At 63.8% G+C, this 15,410-nt stretch carries 15 protein-coding genes and 1 tRNA gene; 1 reads left to right on the forward strand and 15 read right to left on the reverse strand.

What is annotated here, in order from left to right; genetic code table 11:
* Nucleotides 1–2: 2 nt before the first annotated feature.
* From I6E04_RS01185 to I6E04_RS01235, 11 genes are all read right to left on the reverse strand, one after another.
* Nucleotides 3–284 carry a DNA-directed RNA polymerase subunit omega gene (locus tag I6E04_RS01185; protein WP_235421312.1) on the reverse strand — a complete coding sequence of 94 codons (282 nt, stop codon included), beginning with the start codon at nucleotides 282–284 and terminating at the stop codon, nucleotides 3–5.
* Nucleotides 285–290: 6 nt separating this feature from the next.
* Nucleotides 291–860, reverse strand: coding sequence for a guanylate kinase (gmk, locus tag I6E04_RS01190; protein ID WP_235421313.1), 570 nt, complete (start codon nucleotides 858–860; stop codon nucleotides 291–293).
* Nucleotides 861–1,169, reverse strand: a complete 309-nt coding sequence (mihF, locus tag I6E04_RS01195) for an integration host factor, actinobacterial type (RefSeq protein ID WP_235421314.1) — start codon at nucleotides 1,167–1,169, stop codon at nucleotides 861–863.
* A 203-nt stretch (nucleotides 1,170–1,372) separates the two neighbouring features.
* Nucleotides 1,373–2,092 (reverse strand): orotidine-5'-phosphate decarboxylase, encoded by a 720-nt coding sequence (gene pyrF, locus I6E04_RS01200; protein ID WP_235421315.1) that lies wholly within the window; start codon nucleotides 2,090–2,092, stop codon nucleotides 1,373–1,375.
* Nucleotides 2,086–2,994, reverse strand: coding sequence for a dihydroorotate dehydrogenase (locus tag I6E04_RS01205; RefSeq protein ID WP_235421514.1), 909 nt, complete (start codon nucleotides 2,992–2,994; stop codon nucleotides 2,086–2,088). Before I6E04_RS01205 ends, pyrF begins: the two co-directional genes overlap by 7 nt.
* Nucleotides 2,995–3,005: 11 nt before the next feature.
* A complete protein-coding gene (locus I6E04_RS01210) occupies nucleotides 3,006–3,800 on the reverse strand; it encodes a dihydroorotate dehydrogenase electron transfer subunit (protein WP_235421316.1) in 795 nt (264 codons plus the stop codon).
* Between the two features lie 171 nt (nucleotides 3,801–3,971).
* The gene (locus I6E04_RS01215; RefSeq protein ID WP_235421317.1) at nucleotides 3,972–5,261 is read right to left on the reverse strand and encodes a dihydroorotase; all 1,290 of its coding nucleotides are present in this window, start codon (nucleotides 5,259–5,261) and stop codon (nucleotides 3,972–3,974) included.
* Nucleotides 5,245–6,189, reverse strand: a complete 945-nt coding sequence (locus I6E04_RS01220) for an aspartate carbamoyltransferase catalytic subunit (RefSeq protein ID WP_235421318.1) — start codon at nucleotides 6,187–6,189, stop codon at nucleotides 5,245–5,247. Before I6E04_RS01220 ends, I6E04_RS01215 begins: the two co-directional genes overlap by 17 nt.
* Nucleotides 6,190–6,194: 5 nt before the next feature.
* Nucleotides 6,195–6,776: a bifunctional pyr operon transcriptional regulator/uracil phosphoribosyltransferase PyrR gene (gene pyrR, locus I6E04_RS01225; protein ID WP_235421319.1), complete on the reverse strand. Its 582-nt coding sequence runs from the start codon at nucleotides 6,774–6,776 to the stop codon at nucleotides 6,195–6,197.
* Between the two features lie 322 nt (nucleotides 6,777–7,098).
* The gene (locus I6E04_RS01230; RefSeq protein ID WP_235421321.1) at nucleotides 7,099–8,178 is read right to left on the reverse strand and encodes a KamA family radical SAM protein; all 1,080 of its coding nucleotides are present in this window, start codon (nucleotides 8,176–8,178) and stop codon (nucleotides 7,099–7,101) included.
* Nucleotides 8,179–8,412: 234 nt separating this feature from the next.
* A complete protein-coding gene (locus tag I6E04_RS01235) occupies nucleotides 8,413–9,537 on the reverse strand; it encodes a KamA family radical SAM protein (RefSeq protein ID WP_235421323.1) in 1,125 nt (374 codons plus the stop codon).
* A gap of 301 nt (nucleotides 9,538–9,838) precedes the next feature.
* Between I6E04_RS01235 and I6E04_RS01240 the strand changes: the two genes are divergently transcribed.
* Nucleotides 9,839–9,913: transfer RNA gene (locus I6E04_RS01240), tRNA-Asn, on the forward strand.
* Nucleotides 9,914–10,082: 169 nt separating this feature from the next.
* Here the strand turns inward: I6E04_RS01240 and rpoD are convergent.
* The 4 genes from rpoD to truB form a co-directional block, all read right to left on the reverse strand.
* Nucleotides 10,083–11,387 carry an RNA polymerase sigma factor RpoD gene (gene rpoD, locus I6E04_RS01245; protein ID WP_235421325.1) on the reverse strand — a complete coding sequence of 435 codons (1,305 nt, stop codon included), beginning with the start codon at nucleotides 11,385–11,387 and terminating at the stop codon, nucleotides 10,083–10,085.
* Nucleotides 11,388–11,531: 144 nt separating this feature from the next.
* Complete coding sequence (gene dnaG / locus I6E04_RS01250) at nucleotides 11,532–13,460, reverse strand: DNA primase (RefSeq protein ID WP_235421326.1); 1,929 nt, start codon at nucleotides 13,458–13,460, stop codon at nucleotides 11,532–11,534.
* A complete protein-coding gene (gene ribF, locus I6E04_RS01255) occupies nucleotides 13,447–14,463 on the reverse strand; it encodes a riboflavin biosynthesis protein RibF (RefSeq protein ID WP_235421327.1) in 1,017 nt (338 codons plus the stop codon). The genes dnaG and ribF overlap by 14 nt, the downstream gene beginning before the upstream one ends.
* Entirely contained in the window at nucleotides 14,460–15,401 is a 942-nt protein-coding gene (truB, locus tag I6E04_RS01260) for a tRNA pseudouridine(55) synthase TruB (RefSeq protein WP_235421329.1), read from the reverse strand. The genes ribF and truB overlap by 4 nt, the downstream gene beginning before the upstream one ends.
* Nucleotides 15,402–15,410 lie beyond the last annotated feature (9 nt).

Raw genomic sequence — 15,410 nt, forward strand, 5'->3', positions numbered from 1 at the left:
CCTCACGCCTCCGCGGTCTTGTGCTTCAAAGCCGCCTCGAAGCGCTCATGGTCGTAGGAGATATCGCCATCGATGATCTCGTCCATGGCCATCGAGATGGTGTCGGCGCCCGAAAGCGCGATCGTGATGTCGTCGACATCCTGCACCGCGAGGACACGGCTGTGCTGACCGCGCAGCATGCTGTTGATATCGCAAGCGCGCTTGGAAGCCAGGGAGGCGAGGAGGAACCGGTTGTTATCGGTCTTCTCGAGCAAGTCGTCGATACGAGGTTTGATTACGGACACGTCGCCTCAGTTCCTTTCATGCTTCTGGATAACTTCCAGCAGGTCATGTACGGCCTGGTCGAGATCGTCGTTGACGACCACATCGTCATAGCGATCGGCAAGGGCGAGCTCGGCTTCGGCGTTGGACATGCGAATGGCCAGAGACTGCTCGGTCTCGGTCCCACGGTCGCGAAGACGCTGCTGGAGAATGGAGAGCGAAGGCGGTTGGATGAAGATCAAGACGGCCTCGGGAAAGCGTTCCTTGACTTGGAACGCACCCTGCACGTCGATCTCCAAGATCAGCGAGGAACCCGCAGCGAGCTTGGACTGGACTTCGCTGACGAGCGTCCCGTACGAGTTGCCATGGACATGCGCCCACTCGACGAACTCGCCGGCGTCGACACGCCGCTTGAACTCCTCGTCGGTCAAGAAGTAGTAGCTCTGACCGTCGATCTCGCCTTCGCGCGGTGCCCTCGTGGTAGCGGAAACCGTCAGGCCGAGTCCGGGATGCTGTTCACGCACGCGCGCGACCAGCGTTCCCTTCCCCGCACCCGACGGTCCGGAAATCACGAAGAGCTTTGGCGTAACGCCGCTCACTTAGCGGGAGAGCTGCTCGAGGAGCTGCTCGCGCTGACGGACACCGAGGCCCTGAACGCGACGCGTGGCGGAAATGCCCAGCTCGTCCATGATCTTGGCGGCCTTGGCCTTGCCGTAACCGGGGAGCGACTCGATGAGGGTGGAAACCTTCATGCGGGACGCGATCGGATCGTCGGAGTTCAGAACGGACTCGAGGGAAACCTCGCCCTTCTTGATCTTCTCGCGAAGCTCGGCACGAGCGTGACGGGCGGCAGCAGCCTTCTCCAGAGCGGCCTTGCGCTGCTCATCGGTGAGCTGAGGAAGCGCCATGAGTACCTCCAAATACGTGGTTTACAAACAAATACAACGTTTTACCTCGCGTGATGAGCGTATCCGCATCTCACGCGCCTGATTACCTTAGTCGATGTTTCGGCAAAGTTCAAGCAAAACCGCAGGAAGACCGGACAAACGGTCATTCGCTCCATAGAACGTCCGCGATAATGGTGGAATCGCGGACGGTCCGAAGCGCTCGATCAGGCGAGCTCGACGAGCTCGGTGACGATCGCATCGCAGGCGGCGACGGGATCATCTGCGCCGGTAATCGGCCTTCCGACGACGATATGGCTCGCGCCGCGGCCGATCGCCTCGGCGGGCGTGGCCACGCGGCTCTGGTCTCCCAGGGCCGCTCCGGCGGGTCTCACGCCGGGCGTCACGATAAGCGCGCCCTCACCTAAAAGTTCACGCATGCGCGCCGCCTCCTGCGGGGAGCAGACCACGCCGTCGATGCCGTTGTCATGCGCGAGGCGCGCGAGACGGTCGGCCTCGTCGGCCACGGGAAGCTCGACACCGATCTGGGAGAGCGCAGCCTGGTCCATGCTCGTGAGCACCGTGACGGCGATCACACGGGCACGCTCGGCGTCCCGTGCCGCCGCCTCGACGCCCTCACGCGCGGCGGCCATCATGGCGCCGGCACCCAAGCCGTGGATCGTCAGCAGGTCGGCACCGGTACGCGCGGCGGCTTCGGCCGCTCCGCGGACCTGATGCGGAATATCGTGGAGCTTGAGGTCCAGGAAGACCTTGAATCCACGCTCGCGCAGTTCCCGGACGATGGCGGGGCCCTCGGCGTAGAAGAGGGTCATACCGACCTTGAGCCATGCGGCATGGCCGCGAAGCGCGTCGGCGAGCTCGAGCGCACGGGTACGATCGCAGTCGAGCGCGACGATCACGCGCTCACGGGCATCGGCCTCTAACATATGACGGCCCCCCTCAACTCGTTGATGTCGGACACGCCCTGGGACGCCGCCCACTCCTCGAGCTCGCGCAGGATACGCACGGAAGCCGTGGGGTCGACGAAGTTGGCCATACCGACCGACACGCAGGTGGCGCCCGCAAGGATGAACTCGGCGGCATCCTCGCCGGTCATGACACCGCCGACACCGTTGACGGGGATCTTGACCGCGTTGGCGACCTCCCACACCATGCGCACGGCGATATGGTGGCACAGCGGGCCGGACATACCGCCCGTGGGTTTGGAAAGGCGGGAGCGACGCGTATGGACGTCGATCGCCATACCCGAGATGGAGTTGATGACGGACAGGCCGTCGGCGCCCTCGGCCTCGAGCGCACGGGCGATCTCGGCGACGCGCACGGGAGCCATCTTGACGATGAGGGGCTTGTCGGTCACCTTTCGGCATGCGCGCATGACCTCGGCCGCGCCATCGGGCGTCGAGCCGCACGCGGCACCGCCCGCGGCGATGTTGGGGCAGCTCACGTTGATCTCGAAACCGGCGGCCCACGGGCACAGCTCGCAGAACAGCTCGAGGGCGCGGACGTACTCCTCGGTCGAATGGCCGGCGACCTGGCAGATGACCTGCGTGCCCTTATCCGTCAGCTCGGCGAGATAGGGACCGGACTCCTCGGCGAAGGCGGGAACACCGGGATTCTGCAGACCGACCGAGTTCATCATGCCGCCGGGGATCTCGCACATGCGCGGTGCGGGATTGCCGGGCCACGGCTCGGCCGCACATCCCTTGGTCGTGATGGCACCGAGCTCGCTCACGTCGATGAACGGCTCGAACTGCCAACCCTGACCGAACGTGCCGGCCGCCGTGTTGATGGGGTTCCTCATCTTGATACCGCCGAAATCGACGGCCATGTTCACCTGGCTCACCAGACCACCACCTTGCTCGCATCGAACACCGGGCCGCACATGCAGGCGCCCTGCATACCCTCGGTCGTCTCGACGTTGCACGTGCTGCACGCACCGAAACCGCAGCTCATCATACGCTCGAGCGACGCCTCGCAGTATGCGCCGGCATCGAGGGCGAGCCCGGCCGTCTTCTCCATCATGACGCCGGGGCCGCAGGTGGCGACGTAGTCGTAGGACGCGCCGGCGAGCGCATCGGCCACGAGATCGGTCACGAAACCGTGATGTCCCTGCGAGCCGTCATCGGTCGCGACCGACACGGAAGACGCGCCGAGTGCCTCGAAATGCTCGACACCCACGCAGGTGGACGCCGTCTTGGCACCGATGCGGACGTCGAAGGCGATGCCGTCGCGCTTGAGCTGCTCGGCCAACGGCACGAGCGGCGGGACGCCGATGCCGCCGCCCACGAGCAGGACACGCGAGCAGTCGGCGGGAACGGACCAACCATGACCACCGGGGCCGAGCACCGTGGAGGTTTCGCCGGGAAGCATGTGAGACAGTCGCTCGGTCCCCTCTCCCACCACCGCGTACCACACCTCGACCGTACCGGCCTCGGCATCCGCACGGGCATAGGACAGCGGGATGCGCAAAAGCGACATGGCGTTACCGGGCACCTCGAAATTCATGAACTGACCGGGCTTGATGGCGGCGGCGAGCGCGGGCGCCTCGATGACGAGCGAGAAGATGCCGTCGGCGATCTTGTCGTTCGAGACGATCCGGAACTCGTGCAGCCGCGCAGAAGATGGCTGGGGCATACGCGTCTCCTCTCCGATAGTGCGACGAAGGCGGATGTCGACCTCCGCACCGAGATGGCGGCACGGTACGGTGACGGGCCTCCCTTGTTACGCCCAAGCGGGCACCGCCGGATTCCCAGCCGTGCCCGCTTTCGATTATCTCACGTATAAGACGTGCAAGCGTTCGGAACGCTAGCAGACGACGCCGTCACGCATCGTCGCCACACCGCCGACGAACACGTCGGTGGCGCGACCGGTGAGCTCGGCTCCCTTGAAGCCGGAGTTCTTGGCGGCGGACTCGAAGTCGTCCTCGCACACGGTCCAGGTGGCGTCCGCATCGAACACGGTGATGTCTGCAAGCGAGCCGGCGGCGATGCTCACCTGATCCACACCGAGGATGCGGCGCGGCGCGATGGACATCAGCTCGACCATGCGCGCATAGTCGATCTTGCCGGTCTTCACGAGGTTCGTGATCACAAGGGCGAGCGAGGTCTCCAGGCCGATCATGCCGAAGGGGGCGAGCTCGAACTCGCGGGACTTCTCCCAATCCGCGTGGGGAGCGTGATCGGTGACGATGGCATCGACCGTGCCGTCGACCACCGCGGCGACGACGGCGGCGGCGTCATCGGCGGTGCGCAGCGGCGGGTTGACCTTGAGGCTGGTGTCGTAGGTCCCGGTGATGGCGTCCTCGGTGAGGAACATGTGATGCGGCGTGGCCTCGCAGGTGACCGGCAGGCCCTCGGCCTTGGCGGCACGCACGAGCTCGATGCCGTGGGCGGTGGAGATGTGCTGGATGTGCAGCTTGGCGCCCGTCAGCTTGGCGATGGCGATATCGCGGGCGATCTGGATCTCCTCGCCCTCGGCAGGCCAACCCAGAAGACCCAGGCGCGTGGAGGCGACGCCCTCGTTGACCTGACCCTCGCCGACCAGATCCTCGTCCTGGCAGTGGCTCATGAAGACCTTGCCGAACATCTTGCCGTAGTCCATGGCGCGACGAAGCATGCCGGCGCCCTGGACACCGCGGCCGTCATCGGTGAAGGCGACGCACCCGTGGGCGACCATGTCGCCCATCTCGGAGATGATCTCGCCCTTGAGACCCTTGGTCATGGCGCCGGACGGATACACGCGGCAGTGGCCCTTGGCGGCGGCGACCGACTTGACGTACTCGATCGTAACGCCGTTATCCGTCACCGGGTCGGTGTTGGGCATGGAGCACACACCGGTGAAGCCACCGTGCGCCGCGGCGCGGGTGCCGCTCTCGATGTCCTCCTTGTGCTCGTAACCGGGCTCGCGAAGATGCACGTGCATGTCGACGAGACCGGGAACGAGGTACTTGCCGGACAGATCGATGACCTCGGCACCGTCGGCGGAAAGGTTTTCGCCGACCTCGGCGATACGGTCGCCGTCGATGAGGACGTCGCGGATGCCGTCAAGCTCGACGGACGGATCGACGACGTGGGCGTTCTTAAGAAGCAAGGCCATTATCGGCACCTCCAAGCAGCAGATACAGGGCGGCCATGCGCACGCAGATGCCGGCGTAGACCTGATCGAGGATGACCGAGCGCTCGGGGTGGTCGGCCATGTAGGAATCGAACTCCACGCCGCGGTTGATGGGGCCGGGGTGGCAGATAATCGCGTCCGGCTTCATGAGGCGCTCGCGCTTCTTGGTCAGGCCGAACAGCTGATGGTACTCGCGCAGGCTCGGGAAGGGCGCGCCCTCCAGGCGCTCACGCTGGATGCGCAGCATGTAGACGACGTCCAGATCGGGCAGGACGTCATCGAGGCAGTAGCTCACATGGTCGGCACCCAGAACCTCGGGCGCGGCGGGGATGAGCGTGCCGGGCGCGACGATCGTCACCTCGGCGCCCATGATCTTGAGCGCGGGGATGAGCGAGCCGCACACGCGCGAGTGGGCGATGTCGCCGACGATACCGACCTTCAGGCCATCGAAGCTGCCCTTACGCTCCCAGATGGAGTACAGGTCGAGCAGGGCCTGGGTGGGGTGACCGTGCTTGCCGTCGCCGGCGTCGATGACCGACACGGGCGAGGACTGGGTGATGATGTAGGGGGCGCCGGCGTGCTTGTCGCGCACGACGATCATGTCGATCTTATAGGAGTTGAGCGTCATCACGGTGTCGATGAGGCTCTCGCCCTTGACCGTGGAGGTCGACGAGCCGCCGAAGTTGAGCGTATCGGCGGACAGGCGCTTCTCGGCGAGCTCGAACGAGGAGCGGGTGCGGGTGGACGGCTCGTTGAACATGTTCACGATCGTCTTGCCCTTGAGCGTGGGAACCTTCTTGATGGCACGCTCGTTCACCTGCGAGAACGCCTTGGCGGTCTCGAGGATGGTCATAAGATCGGTATCGGAGTACTCCGTGATATCGATCAGGTGCTTATGGTTGAACGCCATGACCGCTACTCACCTCCCAGGGGCGCCGAGCCCACATGGGCGCCGGGCGCGATGTCGAAGATCTCGACGGACGTGCGGCCGTCGACTTCCTTCAGGTACAGACGGACGTTCTCCTCGTGGGAGGACGGCACGTTCTTGCCGACGAAATCGGGGCAGATAGGCAGCTCGCGATGGCCGCGGTCGACGAGGACCGCGAGCTCGATGCGAGCGGGACGGCCCAGATCCATGACGGCGTCGAGGGCGCAGCGGATCGTACGACCGGTGTAGAGGATGTCATCGACCAGCACGATGCGCTTACCATCGACATCGAAGGGGATGTCGGTGGCGTGGACCTCCGGGGAGAAGGTCTGGAAGTCGTCGCGATAGAAGCTGATGTCCAGTCGACCCAGGGGAACATCCACCCCCTCGATCTCCTTGATGCGGTCCACGAGCTGCTGGGCCAGCAGGTCGCCACGCGTCACGATGCCGACGATGGCAAGGTTGTCGCAGCCCTCGTTGCGCTCAAGGATCTCGTGCGCGATGCGCGTCATCGCACGCGAGACCGCGGCCTCGTCCATGATGACTGCCTTGGGTGAAGACGTGCTCATCAATCTCCTTCCCTAGTTGCCGTGCGCCCCGCCCGGGCGGCGCGCTAAAAAATAGATGCCCCTACCGCGCGCGGCGAGACATCCACAAGAATCATTGCATGGGCAACGCTATGTCGTTCCTTGCGGTATCTCGTACGCGCTTAAAGGTCACCTACCAGTATACACATCCGCGCGATGAGCGCGAGAATGAATATATCTTTCCGCAAAGCGCATATTCGGGACGACGAACGGTCATGCGCGAGACGGATTGTGGCGCATCGATGGAAACGGGGCGGGATGCGCGCCGGCATCCCGCCCCGTTGCATGCGGATCGAACGGTAACCTAGGCGAGCCAGGTCTGAGCCTCGTCGAGCTCCTGCGTGAAGATGCGGCCCTCGTTCGCAGGGTCCTTGGCCTCGTGGTACTTGAAAACCGCCTGGCCGTCATCGGTAAAGCCGAGCATCTGGATCTTGCCGGTCGTATGCCCCATGATGTAACGGAAGCTCTTGGCCATACCGCTCATCGTGGCCTTCGCCTCGCCCACCATGCGGATACCGTCGGCGAGCGGCACCTGGAAGTGGTCGTCGAAATCCGTGGCGGTGCGACATTGATACAGGTAGTAGGGCTCGACGCCGATCGACACCAAGCCGTTCATGAGCTCGTAGATCGTCTTGGCGTCGTCGTTGACACCATGCAGCAGCACGGCCTCGTTGCGCACCGTGCAGCCGGCCTCGCGCAGCATGCGCACCGCGGCGGCGGCCTCATCGGTCAGCTCGCGCGGATGGTCGAACTGCGTCACGATGATGATCGCCTTGGCTTTGGCGTAGCGCGCGAGCATGTTGATGAGTTCGGGATCGTTGGAGATGCGTTGCGGGAACGTGGCGGGTGTGCTCGTGGTGAAGCGGATATAGCCGATGGTCGGCAAGAACGCGAACGCCTTGAGATACTGGCCGAGCAGCTCGTTGGAGTTCAGGAACGCATCGCCGCCGGCGATCGAGATGTTGTCGATCTCCGGGCGCTCGGAGATGTACTCGGCGAGCTTGGGGATGCGCGTCTTCACCTCGTCGGGATCGAGCTTACGGAAATCCTTGCGATAGCAGTTGCGGCTGTAGGAAAGCGTCTGGTTGTTGGAGACGATCAGAACCGACTGCTGATACTTGTGCTGACCACCGTTGATCTCAGAATCGGCGCCGCTCGCATCGTCCGCCGCACGAGGCGAGATATGCGGCAGGCACATCGTACGAATCGGGTCCTCGGGATCGAGACGGTTCATAAGCCGCAGGTAGTACGGCGTGACCAAGATCGGGTAACACTCCTCGAAGGGACGCAGGGACTCGATCTGCCCGTCGGTGAGACCGAGCGGCTCCTTAAGATCGTCCAGACTCCGGTAGCTCTCCTCTAAAAACTGCTGCCAACGCTTCATCTTGACCTCACTTCGGTGAATCGGCGGCATGCTCAACCGGACTCCCCCCGCCGCCGTGGCCCATGACGATTCGAACGACGGCACGGCGAGCGGATAAGGATGAACCTTGGAATGCGCCGCTCGCCGTGCTGGATGCCGTCCTCCGGTATGTGATTAGTGATACCAGTTTTCATGCGCTTTCATGCGCATACGCCGATATATGGTTGGTTTTACCTCGCCGATGGCCGCAGGGGGTCACAACGTGCCGGCGCGCGAGGGCTCGTCGTCGAGCCAGCACTGGTCATCGGCCACGTCACATACGAACAGACGCCCGTTATCCGCACGGTCTTTAGCCTGATGGAATTTGAAGAGCAGCTTGCCCTCCCCCGCGGATCCCAAGATCTCGATCTTGCCGTCGGGATGGCTCATCGTGTAACGGAACGCCTTGGCGATGCCGCTCATCTCGGCCTTCGCCTCGTCGACGATGCGCGCGCCGCGCACAAGCGGCACCTGGAACTGGTTCTTGACGCCCTCGACCGGTCGGCACTGGAAGACGTAGTACGGCATCACACCGACCGAGACCAAGCGGTTCAACAGCGCGGAGAGCACGGCAGGGTCGTCGTTCACGCCACGGAGCAGCACCGTCTGGTTGCGCAGTACGCAGCCGGCACGCTGCAGCTCACGGATGGCGCGGATGGATTGATCGGTGACCTCGCGCGGATGGTTGAAGTGCGTCACGACGATGATTTGAACACGCTCGCCGTAGCGTGCGAGCAGATCGGTCAGCTCGCCGTCGTCTGCGGTGATGCGGAACGGGAAGGTGACCGGCGTGCGCGTACCGAAGCGGATGAACCTGATATGCGGGATGGATGCGAAGGTCTCGAGATAGTCTGCGATCACATCATCGGTATTGAGGAAGGCATCGCCACCCGAGATGAGCACGTTATCGATCTCAGGATGGTCGCGCACGTAAGCGGCCATTTCGGGCAGTCGTGCCGCAACCTCCTCGGATGAGAGACCGACCAGGCGTTTGCGGAAGCAATGACGGCAATACATCGCGCATTGGTTCGTGGACAAGATCATGACCGTCTGGCGGTACTTGTGCTGCATACCCTGCACGACGGTGTTATCGTGCTCCCCGCTCGTATCCATGCTGCCGCCGTGCGAGAACTCCATGACGTCGGGGACGCACATCTTGCGGATGGGATCATGCGGATCGGCAGGGTCGATGAGGTCCAGATAGTATTCGGGGATGCAGATGGGATACGACGCCGCGATACGGTCCATCTCGGCGACTTCCCCGGCATCGAGATGCAGCCGATCCCGAAGCTCATCGGCGCTTCTCGCGCATCCACCCAACAGCTCCTGCCAACGCTTCATAACCATCCTCCTCATACGCATACGCCGAACCGATAAAGACGGGGCGCCGCCAAAACGGCGGCGCCCGCTCGACATCGCCTTGAATCGCCCCGCGATTCACGCTTTACATAATCTGTTCCACATCGGCGAGGGCGTTAGACATGAAACGCTGGAATACCATCAAGGCACCTCGGTTGACCGGCGCGTGCGTCCACAAATCTCCCGTGATCGGAGATGTCGGAAAACTTTTTTGAAAATACCCCTTGCGGCTCCGCTCGTTTTGCGTATACTAATCTTCGTTGCGCAAGAGCAACCGAGACATTCCTCGATAGCTCAATGGTAGAGCCCGCGGCTGTTAACCGCGTTGTTGTAGGTTCGAGTCCTACTCGAGGAGCCAGATTAGAACACCCCGTCGCTTGTCGGCGGGGTTTTTGTTTACATAGGTTCCACCCACTCGCACGCGCGCATGCGCTTAAAACCGCTTCCCCATCTACGAAAAACCCCGCCTTCCGCGGATAAACGCGGAGGGCGGGGAACATGACCATAAAGAAGAGTCGGTGCGCAGCCTAGCTCTCGATGTAGTCCTTCAGCTTGCTGGAGCGGCTCGGATGGCGGAGCTTGGCGAGCGTCTTGGACTCGATCTGACGGATGCGCTCGCGCGTCACGCCGAACTCGCGGCCGACCTCCTCGAGCGTGCGGGGATGGCCGTCGACCAAACCGAAGCGCAGCTCGATGACCTTGCGCTCGCGATCGGCAAGTGAATCGAGCACCTGGGCGAGCTGCTCTTGCAGCATGGAGAAGCTTGCGGCATCGGGCGGAACCTCCGCCTGCGAATCCTCGATGAAATCGCCGAGCTGGGAGTCCTCCTCCTCGCCGATCGGGGTTTCGAGCGAGACGGGCTCCTGGCTGATCTTCTGGATCTCGCGGACGCGGTCGGCGCTCATATCCATCTCGGCGCCGATCTCCTCGGGGGTCGGGTCGCGACCGAGGTCCTGAAGCAGCTGTCGCTGCACGCGGACGAGCTTGTTGATGGTCTCGACCATATGGACCGGGATGCGGATCGTACGGGCCTGATCGGCGATCGCGCGCGTGATGGCCTGACGGATCCACCAGGTCGCATACGTGGAGAACTTGAAGCCCTTCTCGTAGTCGAACTTCTCGACCGCGCGGATAAGACCGAGGTTGCCCTCCTGGATCAAGTCCAAGAACAGCATGCCGCGGCCCACATAGCGCTTGGCGATCGAGACGACGAGACGGAGGTTGGCCGAGATCAGGGCCTGCTTGGCCTCGAGTCCGACCTGCTCGACGCGTGAAAGGCGACGCTTCTCGGCGCGGGTGAGCTCAAGCTCGCCGGCCTCAGCGGCCTCGAGTTTGTTGCCGGCATCGAGTCCGGCCTCGATCTTCATGGCAAGATCGACCTCGTCGGCGGCGGTCAGCAGGTCGACCTTACCGATCTCCTTGAGGTACATGCGGACCGGATCGCCGGTCAGCATGACGGTGGAGGCATCCATGCCGCGCGTACGGGAACGCGAGCGGGACGTGCGGACGCGGGACTTCTTCCGCGTCTTGGCCGCCGCCATCTCGGCGTCGGCGTTCTTGGCGACCTTGATATCGTGATCCTCGACGCTCTCGTCGTCCAGATCGTCATCCAGGACATCGGAACCGGCATCGACATCCAACGCATCGTCGTCCTCGTTGGCCGAGACGATATCCACGCCGCGATCGCGCAGCGTACGATAGATGGAATTCAGTTGGGCATCGGTGACGTCGACGTCTTTCAGGACGACTTGGATATCGTCCTCGGAGACGGATCCGGTTGCAGACCCTTGGTCCAAGAGCTTGTCGATATAGGAATCAAGTTCAGTACCCATGCTATCGGTATTCTTAGGCACGGAATCTCCCTTCTTGACACGCAGGACACAATACTTTAGCACACAGTTCTATACCCGCATAGCTTAAATCGCATTCCTGTCAAGCTTTTTCCTACAAACGGCACGATACCGAATGCGCACGCATCAGGATTGAGCGTCGATGAGTCGGAACGGATCGGCGACGCCCTCGACGGCGCGCTCGAGCTCGCGTGCGCGGGCGGCGTCTTTGGTCGCCTGGATCGTCATCTCGCGACGCTCGTCGGACAACAGCGAGCGGTCGGAGCGCAGGCGCGCCTGTGCGGCCTTCATCCTTCTTCGGACGGTGTAGAGCTCGAGCGTATCGAGCAGAAACTCGATATTCGTCTCGGTGGGATGCGCGCTCGTCGCGCCGATCGTCCCCGCTCCCACGAGCTGGGGTGCTTCGGGGCAGACGGCACGGACCGCATCCATGACCTCCCCCACCGGCGAAGACTCGGGTGTCGCCAAGACCGCCCAGGCGATCGCCTCGTGACGAGGATCGATCCAATCGATCGAGCAGATGCGTTCGGCGAAGGGGCGGAAACTGTCCGGATAGGTGGTGAGCAGGCACAGCAGTTCACGCTCGCCCGCAAGCGCCCGACGCTCGAGATCGGTCAGGGGGACGGGAGCCGGTTCGGGAACGGATTCGACGGGTACTTCCTGGTCGAAATACGGCTCAGACGGTACATCGTCGAAATAGGCGACCTCGTCTGCCGGACGCGACGCCTGCTCGCGGGCTCGCTCACGGGCACGTGTCTGCTCCTGCTGACGCGAGACGTCGCGAAACACGCGCTGCGCCGCCTCGCGTACCATCTCGACATCGACGCCGAGTCTATCGGCGATCTGCATGTAATAGGTATCGACCATATAGCTTGACCGCAACGGGAAGATCAGCCTGCAGGCGTCCTCGAGTGCACGGGCCCTCCCGCTGGGCGTGGACACGTCGCTTCGCTCCTCGAGCTTGCCGAATACGAAATCGAGCAGCGGCTGCGCCTGATCGAGCAGTTCGCGCAGGGCGTCACCGCCACGCTCATGGATGAAATCGTTGGGATCGAGATCGTCGGGCAAGATCACGCAGCGCAGGTCGACCGATCCGGTCTCGACGAACTGGATCGCCCGCTCCGCGGCCTTCTGCCCCGCCGCATCGCCATCGAACAGGTAGATGATGCGCTTGGCGAAACGCGTGAGGGTCTTGACGTGGTGCTCGGTCAACGCCGTGCCGAGGGTGGCGACCACGTTGCCGATACCCGCCTCCCAGCAGGCGATGGCATCGGTGTAACCCTCCACCACGACCGCCGTGTTCTGCGCGACGATATGCTCCTTGGCCCAATTGAAGCCGTAGAGGTTCCGCTTTTTATGGAACACGCTCGTCTCGGCGGTGTTGAGGTACTTGGGCTGCCCATCGCCCATGATACGGCCGCCGAAGGCGATGCAGTGCCCCTGCTCGTCGAAGATCGGGAACATGACCCGCTCGTAGAAGCGATCGGACAGGGTGCCGCGGTCTCGCCGGATGGCGACGTTGGCGTCGACCATCTCGCGCGGGGTGAAGCCCGCGGCCGAGAGATGCGCGACGAGCGAACCGCGACCGGGCGCGTATCCCAGGCGATACCGCTGGCATACCTGCGAGTTCAGGCCTCGCTCGGAGCAATACGTCCGACCCCTGCCATCCTTGCCGCGCATGAGCATCGTATGGTAGAACTCGCAGGTCTTCTCGCACACATCGATGATCCGCGAGCGTTTGGTCCCACGGCGGGCCGTCGGGGCGTCGTCGGCGATCTCGATGCCGGCACGGTCGGCGAGATAGCGGATCGATTCGGGAAAGGAGAGGTTCTCGCGCTTCATCACGTAGGTGAAGGCATCTCCGCCCTCGCCGCAGCCGAAGCAATGCCAAACCTGGGTCGAGGGGATCACATGGAAGGAGGGCGTTTTTTCGCCGTGGAAGGGGCAGCAGCCCCAAAACTCCTGTCCGCGCGGCTTGAGCTCGACGGTTTCCTGAACCAACTGAACCAGGTCGGTCGCGGCGCGCACGCGGTCCTTATCCTCATCCGAGATCATGCAACCTCACCCCGCTCTCCCCGAATTCCTCGCGAATGCTCTCTATGTTACCCAGAACCGTGGCGATGAGCTCCTCGGTGTTCGCGAAGACGCGCGACGGCCTGAGGTAGCGACAGAACGCGAGCACGGTATCGCTGCCGCGGATATCGCCGGAAAAGCCGATGAGGTTCGCCTCGAGATGAGCGGAACCGGCGGCATCGGCGAAGGTCGGCGGCAAGCCGACGTTGATGGCGGCGGGCCATACGGTATCCCCGACGAGGGCGAGACCCGCATAGACACCGTCGGCGGGCATGAGGATCCGTTCGGGAACCTCGATGTTCGCGGTGGGAAACCCCATCTGCGTACCCTGGCCGCGCCCGGACGCGATCGTTCCGCGCACCGCGTAATGCCTGCCCAGCGCACGGCAGGCGCCCTCGACGTCACCCGCTTGGAGCATCGTGCGGATACGCGTCGAGCAGACCACCTCGCCTGCGAGGCTGACCAGATCGTGACCGACGACGTCCATCCCCCGCGGAGCACCCCATGCGCGGATCACCTCGACACTCGAGGCTCCCCCGCGACCGAGCCGGAAATCCAGACCGACGTGCACGGCGTGGACGCGAAGCCTGGGCGCGAGCACGCGCTCGAAAAACGCCGCGTGGTCGTAGGCGGCGAGCTCCCGATCGAACGTGACGACGAGCACCTCGTCGACGCCGCTGCCGGCAAGGACGCGCAACCGATCCTCGACAGTCATGAGCTTCGGCGCGGGACCGGGGCCCACCACGCGATCGGGATCGGGATCGAACGTCACGGCGACGGCGCGAAGCCCGCGCGCGCGAGCATCCTCGACGGTCTGGGAGATCAGGGCGCGATGGCCGATATGGAAACCGTCGAACGCGCCGATCGCGATGACGGCGTCGACGGGCTCGCAGATGGGAACCTCTTCCCGGGTAACCGAGACGACCGGTGCTGCGACGTCGGTCATGAGGAAATCGCGATACAGCGAGGCGCGATCGGGCATCATGGACGAACACCCGTGATACCCTGGGGAAACACGTCGGTCATCGCCAAACGCGAGCCGTCATGACGAGCGAGCGCGCGCAGCTGACCGCCATGCGTGATCGCGACGGCGGCGGACTCATCGACCGAACCGGACGCATGCTCGACGAGAGAGACGGGAAGCGCGCGACCGCACAGGACATCCGCGCACTGGGACTCGGAGATCTCGATCGCAGGAACGCCCAGGATGCGCACCGGATCGAGCAGCATGTCGTCGGAAAGGTCAGGGCTCAGATCGTCCGTAGAACAGCATGAGGCGAGCGATACGACGCCGGATGCCGTGCGGCGAAGCGATTGGACGTGGGCCGCCGTATCGGCGGCGCGACCGATATCGCGGGCGAGGGCACGGATATAGGTCCCCTTGCTCACCGTGAAGGCGACCGTCCAGACAGGCGACCCCTCGATATCCGAGACGGCCAGCAGATCGGCGTCGAAGACGGTGATCTCACGTGCCGGGAGCTCGACGTCCTCGCCGGCACGGGCGCGCTTATACGACCGCACCCCGCCGACCGAGATCGCCGAATACGCAGGCGGGACCTGCATCTGGGTTCCGATGAAGCCCTCCAGCACGCCGTGCGCGAAGGCCATGTCGGCATGGCGCTCATCGCAAGGAGCGATGCGCGAGGGCTCGCCCTCGGCATCGTCGGTCAGGGTTTCGGATCCCAAGACGATATCGGCGATATAGGCCTTCGTGTCCTGCGTGATGCGACCGAGCAGCCTCGTCGCCTGCCCGATGCCGATGACCATCACGCCGGAAGCGAGCGGATCGAGCGTCCCGGCATGTCCGACACGGCGCTCATGGCATGCGCGGCGCACACGCGCCACGACATCGTGCGAGGTGCACCCGACCGGCTTGTCGACGGCGATCAGGCAGTTGAGTTGTGATGGCGTTCGACGGGCCATGGACCTCCT

The sequence above is a fragment of the Collinsella tanakaei genome (assembly GCF_021531055.1).
Lineage (GTDB): Bacteria > Actinomycetota > Coriobacteriia > Coriobacteriales > Coriobacteriaceae > Collinsella > Collinsella tanakaei_B.

What these genes read in the sequence shown, in the direction of transcription:
- mihF (WP_235421314.1), bottom strand. Translation starts at nt 1,169, where the DNA reads ATGGCGCTTCCTCAGCTCACCGATGAGCAGCGCAAGGCCGCTCTGGAG.
- pyrF (WP_235421315.1), bottom strand. Translation starts at nt 2,092, where the DNA reads ATGTTAGAGGCCGATGCCCGTGAGCGCGTGATCGTCGCGCTCGACTGC.
- I6E04_RS01205 (WP_235421514.1), bottom strand. Translation starts at nt 2,994, where the DNA reads ATGGCCGTCGATTTCGGCGGTATCAAGATGAGGAACCCCATCAACACG.
- I6E04_RS01210 (WP_235421316.1), bottom strand. Translation starts at nt 3,800, where the DNA reads ATGCCCCAGCCATCTTCTGCGCGGCTGCACGAGTTCCGGATCGTCTCG.
- I6E04_RS01215 (WP_235421317.1), bottom strand. Translation starts at nt 5,261, where the DNA reads ATGGCCTTGCTTCTTAAGAACGCCCACGTCGTCGATCCGTCCGTCGAG.
- I6E04_RS01220 (WP_235421318.1), bottom strand. Translation starts at nt 6,189, where the DNA reads ATGGCGTTCAACCATAAGCACCTGATCGATATCACGGAGTACTCCGAT.
- pyrR (WP_235421319.1), bottom strand. Translation starts at nt 6,776, where the DNA reads ATGAGCACGTCTTCACCCAAGGCAGTCATCATGGACGAGGCCGCGGTC.
- I6E04_RS01230 (WP_235421321.1), bottom strand. Translation starts at nt 8,178, where the DNA reads ATGAAGCGTTGGCAGCAGTTTTTAGAGGAGAGCTACCGGAGTCTGGAC.
- I6E04_RS01235 (WP_235421323.1), bottom strand. Translation starts at nt 9,537, where the DNA reads ATGAAGCGTTGGCAGGAGCTGTTGGGTGGATGCGCGAGAAGCGCCGAT.
- rpoD (WP_235421325.1), bottom strand. Translation starts at nt 11,387, where the DNA reads ATGGGTACTGAACTTGATTCCTATATCGACAAGCTCTTGGACCAAGGG.
- dnaG (WP_235421326.1), bottom strand. Translation starts at nt 13,460, where the DNA reads ATGATCTCGGATGAGGATAAGGACCGCGTGCGCGCCGCGACCGACCTG.
- ribF (WP_235421327.1), bottom strand. Translation starts at nt 14,463, where the DNA reads ATGATGCCCGATCGCGCCTCGCTGTATCGCGATTTCCTCATGACCGAC.
- truB (WP_235421329.1), bottom strand. Translation starts at nt 15,401, where the DNA reads ATGGCCCGTCGAACGCCATCACAACTCAACTGCCTGATCGCCGTCGAC.